The following is a 16,413-nucleotide window of genomic DNA, read 5'->3' on the forward strand; positions in this document are numbered from 1 at the left end:
CGAATGGGCTCAGCCGTATCCGCCCATGCGGCGGTAGAGGTCATAGGGATCTCCGGTCTCGCCTTCATCATCTGCCACGACCGTCTGTGGCACGGCGGGCGCGTCGTCTTCCTGCTCGCCGCGCTCCTGCCGGTGCTGACCATCATCGTCGTCCTCTTCGCCAGAGAAGGCGGACTGCTCCTCTTCCTCGATCTCTACACCGCGCGTTTCCTGCGTCTTTGCGGGCAGGTAGGGGATCATCGCAAAGGGGATGGCGTCGCGGATAATGCCCGCGTCCGGTAGCCTGGGTGTCAGGGCTTCGCGTGCATTCTCTTCCATTGTTGCGGAATTCATCGGTGTCTGGCGACCGGCTACTTTTTCCTCGGGCGCATCGAGCATCGCGCTCCACATATCGGGTTCTAGCCCGGCCATCTCCGCCTGGTCGCCGATATAGCCGGTAAGCAGCGATGTGTCCGGCAGCATCTCGGCATTGTCGGCGGACTCCAGCTGCGCGAACAGGACCTCGGCACCCATGTCTGCGATATCGCCAGCCAGCATGGCAAACAGCGTCTCGGATGTATCCGGGGCTGCACCGGGCAGTGGCAGGCTGGCTTCGACCAGCGCTTTCAGTGTTTGGGCAAGACTTTTGTCCGGATGGTCCATCTCTGCTTCGGCCAAGGGCGAAGGAATATTTTCGGCATCTGTGAACGTTTGATCCTGTGCCTGGGTCTCCAGTTCCCACTCACCGAGATCATGCCCCTTGAAGCCGTCAACTTCGTTGAGATTGCGCGCGACGGCTGATTGGGCAGCCGACGTTCCTGCGCCTGTCCGCGTATCTGGCTCCGCTTCCAGCATGTTGAGATCGCCGCCATCGATGTCGGCTCTGGGCTTGTTCGCACCGGCAGAATCCTCCGGCTGTGTGGATGCTTCTTTTGGCTCGAAAAGGTCGAGCCCCAGCTCCTCCACCAGCTCTGCCTTCAAATGGTCATCCATGCCGGACGCAATAGTGGCGGCCAGCGACAGGGCCTCTGGATCGGCAGCGAGAAAGGCTGCAGCGGCGCGCAGCAGCGGGATTGTGTCGGAACTCGCCTTCGCAGCCTGTTGCGGTTGCCCGCTGGCCGGTGCTGTATCGCGCGCCGTCCGGGCCTTTGCCGGCTGCTCCGCGCGCGACGTCGTTGCCGGACCGTCCTCGTTGAGGCTTTCTTCGAAAGCAATGATAGCGGGCGCCGTTTCGTCGCCACCGAAAGCCTTTTTCAGTGCGGCCTGCAACATCCCGGGGTCGGCAAGGACGACAGGGGGGCTGGCCATGTTCGTTTGCGAGGCGGGGATCGGCGCCTGACGGCCCGGCATGGGTGCCTGTCCCTGCGGCTGTGTCTGCGTTGGCAGCGGTTTGCCATCGGGTTGGCCAACGCCGGTACGCGGCACCATGGGCGGCGCGAAGGGCCTGTCCAGCAATCGCGGCATATCGATGATCGAGGGTATCTTCAGCACCTCGGCGAGGATCTTGATGGAGATCGCCAGGTTGTGCTGCCCAAGCTGCTTTTCCAGCGCCGCCCGGGCTGCGGGCGGCAGCGTTTCAAGAAAGACGGCCAGCCGCTTGCCGAAATCGCGCAGTGTTTCCTGCGGCAGTGGCGGAAATTTCAGGATCTTTGCCAGCGTATCGAGCAGGCGGATCAGCGCATCCTTCGGCAGGGGCTCGCTTCCGAGCAGATGCCGGTTCAGCGTCTCCAGGATTTTGAGAACCACCTCCGACTGGTTCCCCGAAATTCGCCCCGGCATCGAGACCGGCAGCGTCCGTTCCTTGGGCGTGACCGTTTCAGCGACGATAGCCGCCTGTGCCACCGCGAGGGGCGTTTTGACTGTGAGAATGGGCATCAGCATCGCAATCTCCGTCAAGCTCGGGTTGAAGCTCCGTGGCTGTGCGGTATGCCGGCTAAGGACCGGACGTCGCCGCGCGTATTTCAAGGGATAATGGCGCTTCATGCGCATGCCCGACGGCTCGTTCACGGCCAAACCAGACTGCGGCGGCTGCTTCGAAACCAAGATGGCCGAGCATTGTATCTCGTCATATTAGGGTAGAATGATTGACAGAATATTAACCATACCGGGCAGGCGATGCTGGGCTGCAAGCCTTCCGTTGGCCCTTGCCGCCCTTTCGCCGCTCGCGTACATCTTGGCGCTGCGTCGCCGCCCATTGCGCGGTGGGCATGGAATTGCTTTCGGGGGGAATGCGATGAACCTGACCAACCTGATCCTCAACACCGACAGCTACAAGTTCAGCCATTTTCTGCAATATCCGCCGGGCACGCGGGCAATCTCTGCCTATATCGAAACGCGCGGGCATCCCGATCAGGCCGATGTGCTGTTCTTCGGCCTGCAGATGTTTTTGAAGGAATATCTCGGCAAGCCGGTAACACGAGCCGATGTGGATGAGGCCGAAGCGATCGTCCTTGCCCATGGCCTGCCGTTCAACCGCGCCGGCTGGATGCGCATCGTCGATCATTTCGGCGGCTATCTTCCGCTTGAAATCCAGGCTCTGCCGGAGGGCACTCTGCTACGCCGTGGCGTGCCGATGGTGCAGGTGGTCAATACCGATCCGGACAGTTTTTGGCTAACCTCCTATATCGAGACTGCACTGTTGCGCGCCGTCTGGTATCCGTCATCGGTCGCCAGCAATGCCCGCAAGGTCAAGCAGATCATCCGGCCGATCCTTGAGAAAACCTGCGACGACCCGGACGCCGCCTTGCCGTTCCGCCTGCACGATTTTGGCGCGCGCGGTGTTGGCGCACTGGAACAGGCGGGCATCGGCGGAGCCGCCCATCTCGTCAATTTCATGGGCACGGATACCATAACCGGCGTGCTCTATGCCCGGCGCTACTACGGCGCCGAAATGGCCGGGTTCTCGATCCCCGCGTCCGAACACTCGACGATGACCGCCTGGGGCGTCGAGCGGGAAGTGGAAGCCTATTCCAACATGATCGATCGCTTTGCCGGTGGCGGCATGTTCGCCGTCGTGTCGGATAGCTACGACATCAACTATGCCGTCTCGGAAATCTGGGGCGAGCAGCTGCGCGAAAAGGTCAGGGCCAGTGGCGGCACGGTGGTGATCCGGCCCGATAGCGGCGATCCGATCGAGACCCCGGTGCATGTGATCAAGCAGCTCGATTATCACTTCGGCTCGGCACTGAACGGCAAGGGCTACAAGGTGCTCGACAAGTCCGTCCGGGTCATCCAGGGCGACGGCATTTCCAATGCCGATATCAGCCAGATCCTTGGTCGGCTGGAAGCGTTCGGATTTTCGGCTGAAAACATCGCCTTCGGCATGGGCGGCGGCCTGTTGCAGAAGGTCAACCGCGACACCTATTCCTTCGCCATGAAAACCAATGCGCGTCTCGATGAGACCGGCAAATGGCATGACGTTTTCAAGCGCCCCGCGACCATGAACGTCAAGGCGTCAAAGGCTGGCCGTCAAGCCGTTGTCAGCGGCCTTGGCGGCCTCGAAGCAGCGCGCCTCGATGAACTCAAGGACCGCCACAATCATCTGGAAACGGTGTGGAAAAACGGCGATCTGCTGCGCGACTGGAGCTTTGAGGAAATTCGCGCCCGGGCAAAATAGGTTTTTGCCCAAGGAAGTGATGGCGTGCCTCGACCTCGTCAGGCGCGAGCCGTAATCAGGCGGCTTGCTTTTCCTTCTTTAAGAGCAGCGCGTATATGCCGTTTTCATCGACCGCAATCGGCAGGATTGACGGATCGGTGGCATCGGTCATGTCCGGGCCGTTCTTCGCAATCAGGTAGACCTCGTCCTGTTCGCTCAACGAAATGTCGTTTTTGCCATTGGCGTTCGCGGGGCCTCTGTCGGCCATCTCGCTGGCAAGGCCCTCAGGTTCTCCGGTCGTGTCCACGGTTTCGCCGATCGCTTCTGCGCCCGCAGCCAGAACCTGGATCGTCTCGACGGCCGCCATCGGGTCCTCGGTTGCTCCGGCTTCAGTAGCGCCCTTGCCGATCGCCTGTTCGTTCTGTTTTTTAACGGTCTCGTTGAGGTCCTTGACGTCCTCCAGCTTTTCTCCGGCTTCCAATGCGCCAATATGCTCTTCGCGCTCAGCCTTCGTTTCCTCGTCCTCGACCTTTGTCGGGTCGCTGATCTCTCCCGCCCGCTCAAGCTTCAGTTCCTCGAGGGTTTTCGGATCGGCAATAGCCTCCATCCTCTGCAGGGTCTTCGTCCGTGACGTCGTGGTTCCCGAAAGGCCGGTGGCGTGTTCTTCCAAGGCGAGTTCGAGCTTGTCGTCCTGCTTGCCGTAGGGGTTCTTGATCGCCTTCACGAGGTCATCAAGGGAAATTCTGAGCTCATTGAGCCCAAGCTTGTCGGTCAAGGCAAATTTCTGCTGCGGATCGAGTTGCGCAATGGCCTTTTCAAGCTGCACTCCGTAGCTGTAACCGGACTGGCCTTCCTGCTTTTCGATGCCGAGCATTTCCCCGAGCGATTCAATCAGCCTGACTTTCATCTCGTTGACATCGAGAGCGCTCGTATTGAAGAAATGCGCGTTGATCTTATCGTTGGCAGCGCTCTGCACCTCGTCGGAACGCAGCTGTGTTTTGAGGACCTTGTCCTCCTTCTTGCCTTTCAGCTTTTCGTCTTCCTCGACCCGGCGCTTTTCGGCGTCATCGATAACCGATTGCATGAGGGATGTGATGCCGGTGGCGGCCGCTTGCTGGGTGGGAAACAGCATGTCAAATCGATCCAATTGGTTGAGGCGTCAGGTTGAAAGTGCAATCTTGTCGTTCAAGCTATGGCCTCGATCACGCGGCCCGTGCCAAGGTCGCTTCGGCTTGGCGTTTCAGGATTTCGTAGATACCGTTTTCATCCAGGCTGACGGCCAGAATGCCGCTGGCTTCCGCATCCTCGCCCACCGGCGCTGCTGCGTCTCCGGGGCCGGCACGCGCCAGCAGAACGGCCGCATCGGCCTCTTCCTTGGCTTCTTCGGACGTGTCTGTCGTTCCGGTTTCCGTATCGATCGCATCGGTCCGGCCAGCCGCGCTGCTACTGGCAGCGGCGCTTTCCGCCTCTTCTTCTATTTCCGCCATTTCGGCGCCCGCAGCCAGGGTCAGAAGCAGATCGCCCGATGGGACGACCTCAGCTGCCGGCTTGCCGTCAGCGGCCGGTGTTTTGGTTTGGCCGGGTGCGCCGAGGATGGCATCGTTGATTTTTTCGATCGTATCCTGAACCTTCTGGACGTCCTCCAGTTTTTCACCCGCCTCCAGCTTGCGAATGTCCTCTTCACGCTCCTTGCGCGTTTCGGCATTCTCGACTCGGGTTGGGTCGGGCTGCTGTGTCTTTTCAAGCTTCAGTTCTTCGATCGATTTCGGATCGGCGATATCCTCCAGCCGCTGGATGGCGATCTGCTTGTCTTCCGTCGATGTGCCGGTGTCGCGCGCCGCGTCGTCGAGAGCTTCTTGGATGATTTGCGCTTGTTTGCCGGTTGGGTTTTTGATCGCATCGACAAGTTGGGCCGCAGTCACGCCAAGTGCCCTCAAACCGGCCTTGGTTTCCAGCTCTGCGATATCGATCGGCATAGTCTTGCGCACGCTTGCCATCGTTTCGCCGATGCGCTTGCTAAAGAGCAGGTCGTGCTCATCCTCTTTCTGGGTCAGCCCGTAGCGGGTCACAAAGCGAGCCGCCATCTTCGTCATTTCGGTCGGCTCTTCGGCGGTGCCGTTGAGCACCGCATCGATGTCATCAACGTTGACCCGGAAGCGAGCCAGCGTGATCTCCTGTGCTCCACCAGGGATGGGCGAACTGCCGGGGAGGTTCGCTTCCTTCTTGCCGATCATCGAGACCAGCGTCAGCGTATCCTCGACTCGGGTACCGAAATCAGTGTCGGATTCTCCCTCATCACGGGTCACACGCAGGATATTGAGAAAACGCGAAATCAGTTCCGCCATCGCATTGTCGTCGCTCTTCAGGGCGCCGAAGAAATGGGCGTTGACCTTGTCGTTCAGGGCCGCATGGCTTTTGCTTGCTGAAATGCGCGCCTTGAGGATATCGTCCTCTTTCGTCTCCTTGCGCGCCTTCTTTTCGTCTTCGGCACGCTTCTCTTCCGCTTGGTCGATCATCGACTGCATCAGAGTGGCGGTAACGGCTCCGGCACTGGACTGAAGGGGCGTAATCATGGCTGCTCCGCGCGGTCTGCAACGTGGGATGTCGTTAACAATAACCAGCAACCATTAATGTCTGATTAACCTATTTTCGCGGTTGTTGTATTAGCGGTCAATCATGCGTCATGAGGAGGCCAGGCTGGCCACTTCATCATTTTGGCGCGGGTGGCTGGGGTTTGCAGACGATCGTCACCAGAACGAAACTGACATAAAGCAGCAGGTACCAGGAGCCCAGTTTCTGCAGCGATACCATGTGCCACTCCGTCTGGCCCGGATAAAGCCATATGCCTGTTGCCGTGCCGATATTCTCGGCAATCCAGAGAAAGATGCTGGTGAGGAAGGCCGCCAGAACCAACGGCATCCAGCGTGCTTTCCGCTCGACGGTAAAATAGATCCGCACCCGCCCGAAAAGCAGAAGCGTGGCCGCAAACAGCCCGATGCGCATATCGATTATATAATGATGGCTGTAGAAATTGATGTAGATGGCGGCCGCCAGAAGGGCGGTCAGGGCGAAGTTTGGATAGTGGGTAAACCGCATGTCGAAGATGCGGATGGCGCGCGCCATGTAGCTGCCGACGGATGCGTACATGAAGCCGGAGAAAAGCGGCACGCCGGCAATCTGGAAGAGCGCATCCTCCGGATAGACCCATGATCCCATCCGGACCTTGAAGATCTCCATGCACGTTCCGGTGACATGGTAGATCAGGATGACCTTGGCTTCCTCCCAACTTTCCATCTTCAGGCGCAGGAATGTGATCTGGATGAGCAAAGCCGCCAGAAACAGCGCATCGTAGCGATTGACCACCCAATCCTCGTTCCAGATCAGCTTGGTCGCGATGATCAGAAACAGCACAAGCGCGCCAAACAGGCATGACCATGCCTGTTTCAGTCCGAACAGAACGAATTCGGCGAGACCCGGCGGCAGCCTGTCCAGCTGCTGGCGGATCCACACCCGTACGGGTTCAAGGACAGGCCCGGTCTGGTGGTTTTTGATGGGCTGCATCAGCTGTGTGCGAAAATGTCCGTGTCTTCCCAGCCGATCAGATCAAGCTTGGAACGGGTTGGCAGAAAGGCGAAGCAGGCGTCGGCATGGGCGGCGCGGCCGTCGCGGATCAGGCGCGCTGTCAGCTTGTCGCGCAGGGCATGCAGATAAAGCACGTCGGACGCGGCATATTCCAGCTGTGCTTGCGAGAGTTTTTCGGCTGCCCAGTCGGAGGACTGCTGCTGCTTGGAAATATCGACCTCAAGCAGTTCTTTCAGATTGTCCTTCAGCCCATGCCGGTCCGTATAGGTCCGCGTCAGTCGCGAGGCGATCTTGGTGCAGAATACCGGTGTCGTTGTCACGCCGAACGTGTGGAACAGCACGGCGATATCGAAGCGGCCGAAGTGGAAAATCTTCTGGCGGCTGGGATCTTCCAGCATGGCGGCAAGGTTTGGGGCCTGCGTCTGGCCCTTGGCAATCCGGATCACGTCGGCAGAGCCGTCGCCCGGCGAAAGCTGGACGAGGCAGAGCCGGTCGCGGCGCGGAACGAGGCCAAGCGTTTCGGTGTCGATGGCGATGGCCCCCTTGTAGCGGGCAGCGTCTTCAACTGAGATGTCGCCTTCGTGAAGCCGTATTGTATTTGCCATGGAAAACCCCACATCAGCCGGACGATGTGCCGCGCTTTGGTTCAAGTCGTTGGGCTATAGCGCAACTTCGCTGGAAGCGATACCGTCTCCTCACGCCCGGGGGAGACCTGTGGCGTTGATCGGGCACCAGTTGGAACGTAGATGTTGACCCTGCAGACTGTTTTTCTCTCCACCGCCCTGGTTCTGTCCGCTCTTCCGGCCGTCGCTGCCCCGCTCTCCACAGCGCCTGTGCAGCTTGCCCAGGTCTACACCGATCTGCCCGGTGTGAAGACGCCGGAGGCGGCGGTGGATGCCAAGCGGATCTACTGCGAACAGACCGTCGTCGAGCGCGAGGGGCACCCGACCTTTGCACCGCGCTACCGGACCATCAACAATTGCCGCCAGGGCGACGGTCCGGTGTTCCAGTCTCCCGGCACACCACGCTCGATCGACCGCTACATGCGCGGCCTCGATTATTAGCCCCATCCTCGCGGCCGGCCGCCTTGCAAATCGGCGGATCATCAATACAACTTCGGCCAAGAGGAATGCCGGGCCTGTCCCACGCCCGGCGAGGGAGACGATATCATGCCTGAAACGCAACGGCCTCTGGCCATCTGCGCACCGGAACCGCGCACGCTCGATCTGATCTTCACACCGGCAGCGCTGGAGCAGTTGAAAGCCAGATATCGTATCGTTGAGGCCGACCCGGAAAACATCGCCGGGCTCGGTGACGAGGTTCTCGGCGAAGCCCGCTACATCATCGGCCAACCGCCCTTGAGCGCCGAGACCTTGGCGCGCATGCCAAATCTTCGTTGCATCCTCAATGTCGAAAGCAACCTGATCAACAACATGCCCTATGAGGTGCTGTTTGCCCGCGGCATTCATGTGGTGACGACGGGTCAGGTGTTTGCCGAGCCGGTCGCCGAGATGGGACTGGCCATGGCGCTGAACATCGCCCGCAGCATCGTCGATGCGGATGTCGATTTCCGTGAAGGCCGGGAGCTCTGGGGTGGCGAGGGCAATGCGAAAGCGCGGCTGCTGTCCGGTGCCGATGTCGGCATCATCGGCTTCGGCGATCTCGGCAAGGCGCTGAACCGTGTGCTCTCCGGTTTCCGCACCAATACTCGCGTCTACGATCCCTGGATGCCGGCCTCGATCTTGATTGACAATGGCGTCAAGCCGTCGAGTCTGGAAGACGTGCTGACGCAGAGTGATTTCATCTTCGTCGTTGCTGCCGTCACCAGCGAGAACCAGCATTTCCTCGGTGCAAAGGCCTTTGCCAGCATGCGTCCGGGCGCTGCCTTCATCCTGCTCAGCCGCGCCGATGTCGTCGATTTCGATGCGCTGATGGCGGCGGTTGCAAGCGGCCATATCGTGGCAGCCAGCGATGTCTATCCCGACGAGCCATTGCCGCTTGATCATCCCGTTCGCAGCCTCAAGGGTTTTCTCCGCTCCGCCCACCGGGCCGGCGCGCTCGACAGCGCCTTCAAGAAAATGGGCGACATGGTGCTGGAGGACATGGACCTGATGGACCGCAACCTGCCGCCGATGCGCTGCAAGCGGGCGGAGCGCGAGACGGTATCCCGCATGCGCTCCAAGCCCGTCAGCGTCAACTGACCACCGTCAACTGACGGTCGCCGGCTTCAGCTTGGACGTACCTGCCGAAAGCACCAGCGGTGCCGCCATCAGGCAGAGCGCTCCGGCGATCATCAGCGCTGGCAGGTAGCTCGCGTAATTATCGCGGATGAAGCCGCCGCCGAAGGCTGCGAAGGCAGCGCCGATCTGATGCCCGGTAAACACCCAGCCGAACACCATGTTGGCCCGCTCGCGGCCAAAATGCTGGGCTGTGAGTTTGACTGTCGGCGGAACTGTGGCCACCCAATCCAGCCCGTAGAAAATGGCAAAGATCGACAAGCCGAGGAATTCGAAGCCGGTGAACGGCAGCCACAGCAGAGATAGTCCGCGCAGGCCATAATACCAGAACAGCAACGAGCGGTTATCGTAACGGTCGGACAGCCAGCCGGAGGCGACCGTGCCGGCGAAATCGAACAGGCCGATGATGGCGAGAATACCGGTCGCGGTGATCGCTGTCATGCCGTAATCGGCGCAGAGCGAGACGAAATGCGTCTGGATCAGCCCGTTGGTCGAAGCGCCGCAGACGAAGAATGACAGGAACAGCACCCAGAAAATCCGCGTCTTCGATGCCTCGATCAAAACGTCGATCGGCGAGTTGGTCTTGAGCGAGGCCGCCGCTGGGGGATCGTCTACGACCTGACCATAGGGGCGCAGCCCAAGGTCCGACGGCCTGTCGCGCATGAACAGCAGCATGGCCACGGCGCAGACGAACAGCATGCCGAGAATGAACATAATGGCGGTGCGCCAACCATAAGCTTCGGTTAAAGCCGCGATCAGCGGCATGAAGACAAGCTGGCCGGTGGCCGTGCTGGCCGTCAACAGGCCGATGACCAAGCCGCGCCGGGCCGTAAACCAGCGGGTGGCCACCGTTGCACCCATCACCATCGCCGTCAGCCCGGTGCCGGTGCCGACGACGAAACCCCACAGCACGACCAGCTGCCAGACTTCGCGCATGAACAGCGACAGCCCCATGCCGATGAAAACCACGGTCAGCGCCGTTAGCGCCATTAAACGCATGCCGAACCGGTTCATCAATGCGGCTGCAAACGGCGCCATCAGCCCGAACAGGATGAAGCGCATCGCAAGTGCCGTCGAAATTTCCGTCGCCTCCCAGCCGAATTCCTTCTGCAGCGGCAGGATCAGAACCGAAGGTGCGCCGATGGTGCCGGCCGTGACCAGCATGGTGAGGAAGGCGGTGGCGGCAACGATCCAGCCATAGTGGATGTCCCGTTGTTCGAGCCGTCTGGAGAGTGTCGTTGAAAGCATGTTCGGTGTTCTCGGTGGCGGGTGGAAGGGGGTGTGTTTTGATCTAGTGACTTTCAATATGAAAGTCACTAGATCAAAAGCTATCATTGTGCAAGTCTGTCTGCATTCACTGGAGGCGATGGCGAGGTTTACGACGCGGCAGGAGAAGGTGATTTCGTCCCGGTCCGCATCGGCAGTGGCGCGCAGGATGGCACATCGTCGCTTCGATCAACCCGCCGACCCTGACCTTCCCGGCCTGGACAAGTGATGGAAGTTTACGTTTACTCCTGAATTAGCAGGGGCAAATAAGCGGCAAATGTTGCATTTCGATCGAAAATTGTCATGCTGCAAACGGCCAAGGCATGACGAAGCCTTGGCAATTACAGGAGTATGGAACTTGGCAAAAAGTGAACCTCATCAAATCGATATTCATGTCGGCAATCGCCTGAGGTCGCGACGGCTGGTTTTGGGATTGAGTCAGGAGAAGCTGGGCGACCGTCTGGGCATCACCTTTCAGCAGATCCAGAAGTACGAGAAAGGCACAAACCGCGTCAGTGCAAGCAAGCTGCAAGCTGCAGCAGTGGTCCTGAGCGTTCCCATTGGCTACTTCTTCGAGGACCGTGAACCTCAGGCCCCGGATGGACTGGTGAGGGAGGTCGACGAGATCGGTACGTTTCTTGTGTCGCGGGATGGCGTCTCGCTCAACCGCGCCTTCACATCCATCAAGAGCAAACAGGTCCGCCAATCCATCATCACCCTGACAAAAGCACTGGCTAGCGCCGATGATACCGGTGTGCAGGCAGACATAGAGCGCGTTACCTCCCCCGCTCCTCTGTGAAACCGATGGCCCTGCAGATATTCTGTCCTGTACGCCTGCTTGGGGGGCTTAGCCCTCAGCAGGCAGGAAAATGATCCCCGCACACCAACTGGAAAATCCGGAACGTGGCAGCATCCGAAGATCCGGCCAAAAAGCCGCCGCCGAAGAGGTTTTCGGATGAAGGTCCTCCATGTCGGGCCGACATTACCGGAGGCCAAAGACTATGCCACCGGTATCACCGTTCGGGGGCCGGCGGTTCAAGGTGACATCTTTCGCGCGGTAGAAGAGGGGGCCACTGTTATCGGCATCGTTGACGGGGGCTTCGAATTTACCGCGCCGGTTTGGCATAAGGAAATCCTCTACGCCCTGAGTGCAGGCGTAGCAGTTCTTGGCGCAGCCAGCATGGGTGCTTTGCGCGCTGCCGAATGCCATTCGTTCGGGATGACGGGTGTCGGGGGTATTTTTGAGGAATACCGTGCAGGCATTCGTATCGACGATTCGGACGTGGCGCAGATCCATGGCCCCGCCGAGCTTGGCTGGCTGCCGCTGAGCGAGCCTCTGGTCAACGTCACGGCCACACTCGACCTGCTTTATGAAAAGCAAATCATCTCGTCAGCCGAAGTCATCCACCTGAAAGCGGTGGCCGGGTCGATCTTTTTCAAGGACCGGACATGGCGATCGCTCATCGAGCGCGCACTCATTCCTGATGATGGGAGAAAGAACACAATCGCAATCGCTTTGCGGGCCCACCACGTAAATCGAAAGCGCACGGATGCGCTCGAACTTCTTGCCGTGATGTCACGGCTTGACGCGCAGCGGTCAACACCCAAACCGGACTGGAAATTCCAGCGCACAACCCTTTGGAACGAAATGCGGAAACACCATTGCACGGCGAAATATCCTGGCGATCTATCTTAAGGTGTGTCACGCGCGTGTCACGCGAACTTTGCCCCGGCTCAGGCTAATGTCACTGCAAATCATTGCGGAGCCGAACATGTCAGCAGCTTATGCCACCCTTGCCTTAAACAATCCTGACGCATCGGAGAACGAGATTCAGGAGTTTCACGCAATCACCCGTCTAATCGTTTTTGCGAAGGAAAGTGCTGCACTTCTCGACGCACATCAGACAGTCTACTGCCTGGATCTGGCGCTGGAACAGATCGCCACGGAATTGCGTCATCGAGCCGACAACACGTTCGAGATTGCATGCTATCTTCAGGATGGAGTGACACGGCAATAGGATTGCGTTGTCCTCGACGTTGAGACGAGACGCTTTACGCGCCGCCAACATCGTGGCCAGATGGTGCCCCCAATGGATGGGGCACCCATTTTCACCGAAAAACCTGGGCGGAGCTTTGAGTGGCCCCAGCCCAGGTTCTAATCAGTTAAGCTTGACGGATGGCTCGCGGGCCCAGACGCGAAGTTTACCGACCTCGTTGAAAAACGTCGCGACAGTTTTCTTGTCCTTGAGTTCGATCATACCCTCGTCAAGGTCGCCGGCAATGCCGGCCTTTGCCAGCAGCGGCAGGGCATCGGCCACATAGCCGATATATTTGCAGTGTGAAAACGCATCGGCAACGAAGTCCCGCGCCGTGGCTTCCTTGAGAAGATCGCCGACGCCCTGTGCGGAAACGACGAGACAGATCGCGTCGTAAAGCACGGACGGGCCTCCGTCGATCATCTGGTGAGCTTCGACCCAGCTTCCATCCGACATCGTTACGCCACCGATCTTCGGCGCAATGACTTCAAAGGCCGCCTTTTGCTTGGTCAGGTTGTCGAGCAGGGCCTTGAAGATCTGCACGTCGGCGCCATCGGTCACCAGGATACCGAGCTTTCGTCCTTCGAACCGCTTTGGGCCACGCTCGACGATGCTGAGCGCCGGCGACGGCTCCAGATCCTGACGCGTCGGTTTGGCGGCATCGGCAGGCTTCGGCATCGACTTGAGCCCGAGGGCATGGGCCACCTTGCTCGCAAGCGTCTCGTCGATATTCATCAGGTGAGAGACCATCCGTTCACGGATGACGGGCGTTTCGACTTTCGATAGCTCGAAGATCAGAGCGGCGGCGATATGGCGCTGCTCTGGCGGGGTTTGGCTGATGAAGAACTGCCGGGCCTGGCTATAATGGTCGGCAAAACTCTCCGGCCGCAGCCGGACTTTCGGGCCCTGCTCCTCGGCGGGGAAATGACGGTACCCTTGAACGGGGGACTCCCTTGGGCCTTCGCCAAACGAGTTCGGCTGGTAGTTGGCGCGGCCAGTCGGATTGCGCATGGCCATATGGCCATCCTGCTGGAACGTCGCGAAGGGACATTTCGGTGCGTTGATCGGCAGGTGGGTGAAGTTCGGTCCGCCAAGGCGTTTCAGCTGGGTGTCGAGATAGGAAAAATTCCGGCCCTGCAGCAGTGGGTCATTGCTGAAGTCGATGCCCGGCGGCACGTTCTGGGTCATGAAGGCCACCTGCTCGGTCTCGGCAAAGAAGTTGTCGGGCATCCGGTCAAGGACCAGGCGGCCGACGGGCTGCGGCGGCAGAATTTCCTCCGGAATGATCTTGGTTGGATCGAGCACGTCGAAATCGAAACCGTCGGCAAACGCCTGGTCAAACAGCTGAACCTGCAGCTCCCATTCCGGAAAATTGCCTGACTGGATCGCCTGCCAGAGATCGCGGCGATGGAAATCCGGATCTGCACCGTTGATCTTGACCGCTTCGTTCCACGCCACTGACTGCAGCCCCAGCTTGGGTTTCCAGTGGAACTTTACAAAGGTCGATTCGTCCTTGGCATTGACGAACCGGAAAGTGTGAACACCGAAACCCTCCATGAACCGGAACGAGCGCGGAATGGTCCGGTCCGACATGGTCCACATGACCATGTTCATGCTTTCGGGTGTCAAGCTGATGAAGTCCCAGAACGTGTCATGCGCGGTTTGGGCCTGGGGAAACGCCCGGTCCGGTTCAGGCTTTGCAGCGTGGATCAGGTCCGGGAATTTGATGGCGTCCTGGATGAAGAACACCGGAATGTTGTTGCCAACCAGATCCCAGTTGCCTTCCTTGGTGTACATTTTCACGGCGAAACCGCGCACGTCCCGGGCAAGGTCAGCCGACCCCTTGCTGCCCGCGACGGTCGAAAACCGCACGAAGGCAGGGGTTCGCTCGCCGGCGCGCTGGAAGAGATCGGCGCGGGTATAGGCCGCCAGGGACTCGTAAGCCTCGAAGAAGCCATGTGCGCCATAGCCCCGGGCGTGAACAACGCGTTCCGGAATGCGCTCATGGTCGAAGTGGAAAATCTTCTCGCGAAAATGGAAGTCGTCGATCAGCGCGGGGCCACGGGGTCCAACACGCAGCGTATTCTGATCATCAGAAACAGGGCCGCCCTGGGCCGTGGTCAATATGGGCGCACCGTCTTCGGCAATCTGGTGAAGCTCTCCGCCTTCTCCACGGTGCAGTTTCTGGTCATGGATGGTCGCGACATTGGCAGTCGTTTTGGACGTCTTGGCCATGAAAGGTCTCCGATACCGGGAATGGATGCAACTCAATCTCCCGGCGCGGCCTTTTGTTCCCTTCGATATGAGGGCTTTTCCAGTTCCACCGGTCCGCCTGCCGCTGTTGCCACCGCGCCTTACAGCGAGACGGGCGGCTGGCGGCGAACATCCGGTCTTCGAGGGAATTATCCCCAGCACCACTACTTTTGGCGATTATCACCAATGGGGAAACCACAAACGCTGACATGGATCGCGTGGTTACTGGGCGGTGTCCGGCATCCGGCGACCACAGCAGCGCGGGCGAATTCAGGCTTGGCGAACCGATTTCAGAGAGAAATTTTCAGGATCGATGGGCTTGCCGGTCAGGCTGTCGATATAGATCGGCTGTGCCGTAGCCCCGGTCTCCGTGTCGGTCAGCCGCATGGCGACGCCGCGGTCGGCGAAATGCCGGTTGCCAAACATCGACAGTGCGATCAGCAGCGGCTGCAGTTCGCGTCCCATGTCGGTCAGCAGATATTCGTAGCGCACCGGGCGGTCCTGATAGGCGCGCTTTTCCAGAAGGCCGGCTTCGACCAGCGATTTCAGCCTCCGGGTCAGGATGTTCGGGGCAATGCCGGTGCTTTTCTGGAATTCGTCGAATTTGGTGCGGCCGAAGAACACGTCGCGCAGGATGAGAATGCTCCACCATTCACCGACCCGGTCGAGGGTGCGGGCGATGGGGCAATTCATTTCGTCAAAGTTCCGGCGCTGCATGGCTCTTATGTAGAGCTTCGGCTTTCATCCTGCAAGTCGCTCGGGATTACGCGCCGTTGACCCGGCGCATCGCTTCGAGGATCGATCCCTTGGTGCCGTGTCCGGTCCTGTAGAGGCCGAGCATCACGTTTGCGGCATCGCGGCCACCGTCGCTGTCGAGGGGCGTGCGGTTTTCCTCGCACCATTCCTCAAGCGCGCCGCAGACGACTTCAATATCACTCTGGTTCAAGGCCATGTCCGAGGGAAACGACATTGCTTCACCCTACCGTTTAAAACGCGCCCCGTTTGAGCGATAGTGTAGAGCTTTTAGGACTGCTGGCAATTCCCAGATTTTGGGGTATTCAGCCGGAGAACGAGCGGCCGGGCAGCAGGACTGCCGGCGGCATCGCCTGCTCCGGCAGCTCAATCCGCCCGGGCTGCGGACGCTTCGACCAGCGAGGCCGCAATAGCCATGGCAAGGAGCTTGCCCTTGGCTCTCACCGTACCGCTGTCGAAATCGCGTGCCGATAAAGCGAGGTCCATCCCCTCGCGCATCAGGATCTGTTGTGCTCTGTAAACTGCCCAGTTTTCGACGTCGTCGCGCTTCTGCATTGCGCCTGCCCCCCGGCTAAATCATTTAGCGTTGTCGTTCGGCTCTCAATCCGGCCTGGACGCAGGCACATGAGGCGAATCAGCTGAGCACGTGAACAGAATGCGTCATTTCCTTGAAATCGAAAGCAGAATTTTTGAGCAGTGATTAATGGGGGTG

The 16,413-nt window shown here is 59.5% G+C and carries 16 protein-coding genes; 6 read left to right on the top strand and 10 right to left on the bottom strand.

Annotated elements, in window-relative coordinates; translation table 11 throughout:
* Positions 1-9: 9 nt before the first annotated feature.
* Positions 10-1,854 carry a hypothetical protein gene (locus ACQY8Q_RS13215; RefSeq protein WP_428426987.1) on the bottom strand — a complete coding sequence of 615 codons (1,845 nt, stop codon included), beginning with the start codon at positions 1,852-1,854 and terminating at the stop codon, positions 10-12.
* Between the two features lie 358 nt (positions 1,855-2,212).
* Between ACQY8Q_RS13215 and ACQY8Q_RS13220 the strand changes: the two genes are divergently transcribed.
* Positions 2,213-3,595 carry a nicotinate phosphoribosyltransferase gene (locus tag ACQY8Q_RS13220; protein WP_428426988.1) on the top strand — a complete coding sequence of 461 codons (1,383 nt, stop codon included), beginning with the start codon at positions 2,213-2,215 and terminating at the stop codon, positions 3,593-3,595.
* A gap of 55 nt (positions 3,596-3,650) precedes the next feature.
* On the opposite strand, the gene ACQY8Q_RS13225 is transcribed toward ACQY8Q_RS13220, so the two are convergent.
* The 4 genes from ACQY8Q_RS13225 to ACQY8Q_RS13240 form a co-directional block, all read right to left on the bottom strand.
* Positions 3,651-4,706, bottom strand: coding sequence for a hypothetical protein (locus ACQY8Q_RS13225; protein ID WP_428426989.1), 1,056 nt, complete (start codon positions 4,704-4,706; stop codon positions 3,651-3,653).
* A gap of 70 nt (positions 4,707-4,776) precedes the next feature.
* A complete protein-coding gene (locus tag ACQY8Q_RS13230) occupies positions 4,777-6,147 on the bottom strand; it encodes a hypothetical protein (protein WP_428426990.1) in 1,371 nt (456 codons plus the stop codon).
* A gap of 136 nt (positions 6,148-6,283) precedes the next feature.
* Positions 6,284-7,135: a DUF817 domain-containing protein gene (locus ACQY8Q_RS13235; protein ID WP_428426991.1), complete on the bottom strand. Its 852-nt coding sequence runs from the start codon at positions 7,133-7,135 to the stop codon at positions 6,284-6,286.
* Positions 7,135-7,761 (bottom strand): ribonuclease D, encoded by a 627-nt coding sequence (locus ACQY8Q_RS13240; RefSeq protein ID WP_428426992.1) that lies wholly within the window; start codon positions 7,759-7,761, stop codon positions 7,135-7,137. Before ACQY8Q_RS13240 ends, ACQY8Q_RS13235 begins: the two co-directional genes overlap by 1 nt.
* A 141-nt stretch (positions 7,762-7,902) precedes the next feature.
* On the opposite strand from ACQY8Q_RS13240, the gene ACQY8Q_RS13245 reads away from it, so the two are divergent.
* Positions 7,903-8,220 (top strand): hypothetical protein, encoded by a 318-nt coding sequence (locus ACQY8Q_RS13245; protein WP_428426993.1) that lies wholly within the window; start codon positions 7,903-7,905, stop codon positions 8,218-8,220.
* 105 nt (positions 8,221-8,325) lie between these two features.
* Positions 8,326-9,357 (top strand): hydroxyacid dehydrogenase, encoded by a 1,032-nt coding sequence (locus ACQY8Q_RS13250; protein WP_428426994.1) that lies wholly within the window; start codon positions 8,326-8,328, stop codon positions 9,355-9,357.
* A gap of 6 nt (positions 9,358-9,363) precedes the next feature.
* Here ACQY8Q_RS13250 and ACQY8Q_RS13255 read toward each other — a convergent pair whose 3' ends face one another.
* A complete protein-coding gene (locus tag ACQY8Q_RS13255) occupies positions 9,364-10,641 on the bottom strand; it encodes an MFS transporter (RefSeq protein ID WP_428426995.1) in 1,278 nt (425 codons plus the stop codon).
* A 376-nt stretch (positions 10,642-11,017) separates the two neighbouring features.
* Between ACQY8Q_RS13255 and ACQY8Q_RS13260 the strand changes: the two genes are divergently transcribed.
* The 3 genes from ACQY8Q_RS13260 (at position 11,018) to ACQY8Q_RS13270 (ending at position 12,677) form a co-directional block, all read left to right on the top strand.
* Positions 11,018-11,458, top strand: a complete 441-nt coding sequence (locus tag ACQY8Q_RS13260; RefSeq protein WP_428426996.1) for a helix-turn-helix domain-containing protein — start codon at positions 11,018-11,020, stop codon at positions 11,456-11,458.
* A gap of 156 nt (positions 11,459-11,614) precedes the next feature.
* Positions 11,615-12,355, top strand: coding sequence for a TfuA-like protein (locus tag ACQY8Q_RS13265; RefSeq protein ID WP_428426997.1), 741 nt, complete (start codon positions 11,615-11,617; stop codon positions 12,353-12,355).
* A 76-nt stretch (positions 12,356-12,431) separates the two neighbouring features.
* Positions 12,432-12,677, top strand: a complete 246-nt coding sequence (locus ACQY8Q_RS13270) for a hypothetical protein (protein ID WP_428426998.1) — start codon at positions 12,432-12,434, stop codon at positions 12,675-12,677.
* Positions 12,678-12,818: 141 nt separating this feature from the next.
* Here ACQY8Q_RS13270 and catE read toward each other — a convergent pair whose 3' ends face one another.
* From catE to ACQY8Q_RS13290, 4 genes are all read right to left on the bottom strand, one after another.
* Positions 12,819-14,930, bottom strand: a complete 2,112-nt coding sequence (gene catE, locus ACQY8Q_RS13275) for a catalase C (RefSeq protein WP_428426999.1) — start codon at positions 14,928-14,930, stop codon at positions 12,819-12,821.
* Positions 14,931-15,218: 288 nt separating this feature from the next.
* Positions 15,219-15,641: a winged helix-turn-helix transcriptional regulator gene (locus ACQY8Q_RS13280; protein WP_428427000.1), complete on the bottom strand. Its 423-nt coding sequence runs from the start codon at positions 15,639-15,641 to the stop codon at positions 15,219-15,221.
* A gap of 70 nt (positions 15,642-15,711) precedes the next feature.
* A complete protein-coding gene (locus ACQY8Q_RS13285; protein ID WP_428427001.1) occupies positions 15,712-15,918 on the bottom strand; it encodes a hypothetical protein in 207 nt (68 codons plus the stop codon).
* Between the two features lie 149 nt (positions 15,919-16,067).
* Positions 16,068-16,256, bottom strand: a complete 189-nt coding sequence (locus ACQY8Q_RS13290) for a hypothetical protein (protein ID WP_060501168.1) — start codon at positions 16,254-16,256, stop codon at positions 16,068-16,070.
* Positions 16,257-16,413 lie beyond the last annotated feature (157 nt).

Origin of the sequence: Pararhizobium sp., assembly GCF_965279435.1 — a bacterium.
GTDB lineage: Bacteria > Pseudomonadota > Alphaproteobacteria > Rhizobiales > Rhizobiaceae > Pararhizobium.

Coding starts and splice junctions, on each gene's coding strand:
- ACQY8Q_RS13215 (WP_428426987.1), bottom strand. CDS start 1,854: ATGCCCATTCTCACAGTCAAAACGCCCCTCGCGGTGGCACAGGCGGCT.
- ACQY8Q_RS13235 (WP_428426991.1), bottom strand. CDS start 7,135: ATGCAGCCCATCAAAAACCACCAGACCGGGCCTGTCCTTGAACCCGTA.
- ACQY8Q_RS13240 (WP_428426992.1), bottom strand. CDS start 7,761: ATGGCAAATACAATACGGCTTCACGAAGGCGACATCTCAGTTGAAGAC.
- ACQY8Q_RS13270 (WP_428426998.1), top strand. CDS start 12,432: ATGTCAGCAGCTTATGCCACCCTTGCCTTAAACAATCCTGACGCATCG.
- ACQY8Q_RS13245 (WP_428426993.1), top strand. CDS start 7,903: ATGTTGACCCTGCAGACTGTTTTTCTCTCCACCGCCCTGGTTCTGTCC.
- ACQY8Q_RS13280 (WP_428427000.1), bottom strand. CDS start 15,641: ATGAATTGCCCCATCGCCCGCACCCTCGACCGGGTCGGTGAATGGTGG.
- ACQY8Q_RS13290 (WP_060501168.1), bottom strand. CDS start 16,256: ATGCAGAAGCGCGACGACGTCGAAAACTGGGCAGTTTACAGAGCACAA.
- ACQY8Q_RS13285 (WP_428427001.1), bottom strand. CDS start 15,918: ATGTCGTTTCCCTCGGACATGGCCTTGAACCAGAGTGATATTGAAGTC.
- ACQY8Q_RS13225 (WP_428426989.1), bottom strand. CDS start 4,706: ATGCTGTTTCCCACCCAGCAAGCGGCCGCCACCGGCATCACATCCCTC.
- ACQY8Q_RS13230 (WP_428426990.1), bottom strand. CDS start 6,147: ATGATTACGCCCCTTCAGTCCAGTGCCGGAGCCGTTACCGCCACTCTG.
- catE (WP_428426999.1), bottom strand. CDS start 14,930: ATGGCCAAGACGTCCAAAACGACTGCCAATGTCGCGACCATCCATGAC.
- ACQY8Q_RS13220 (WP_428426988.1), top strand. CDS start 2,213: ATGAACCTGACCAACCTGATCCTCAACACCGACAGCTACAAGTTCAGC.
- ACQY8Q_RS13250 (WP_428426994.1), top strand. CDS start 8,326: ATGCCTGAAACGCAACGGCCTCTGGCCATCTGCGCACCGGAACCGCGC.
- ACQY8Q_RS13255 (WP_428426995.1), bottom strand. CDS start 10,641: ATGCTTTCAACGACACTCTCCAGACGGCTCGAACAACGGGACATCCAC.
- ACQY8Q_RS13265 (WP_428426997.1), top strand. CDS start 11,615: ATGAAGGTCCTCCATGTCGGGCCGACATTACCGGAGGCCAAAGACTAT.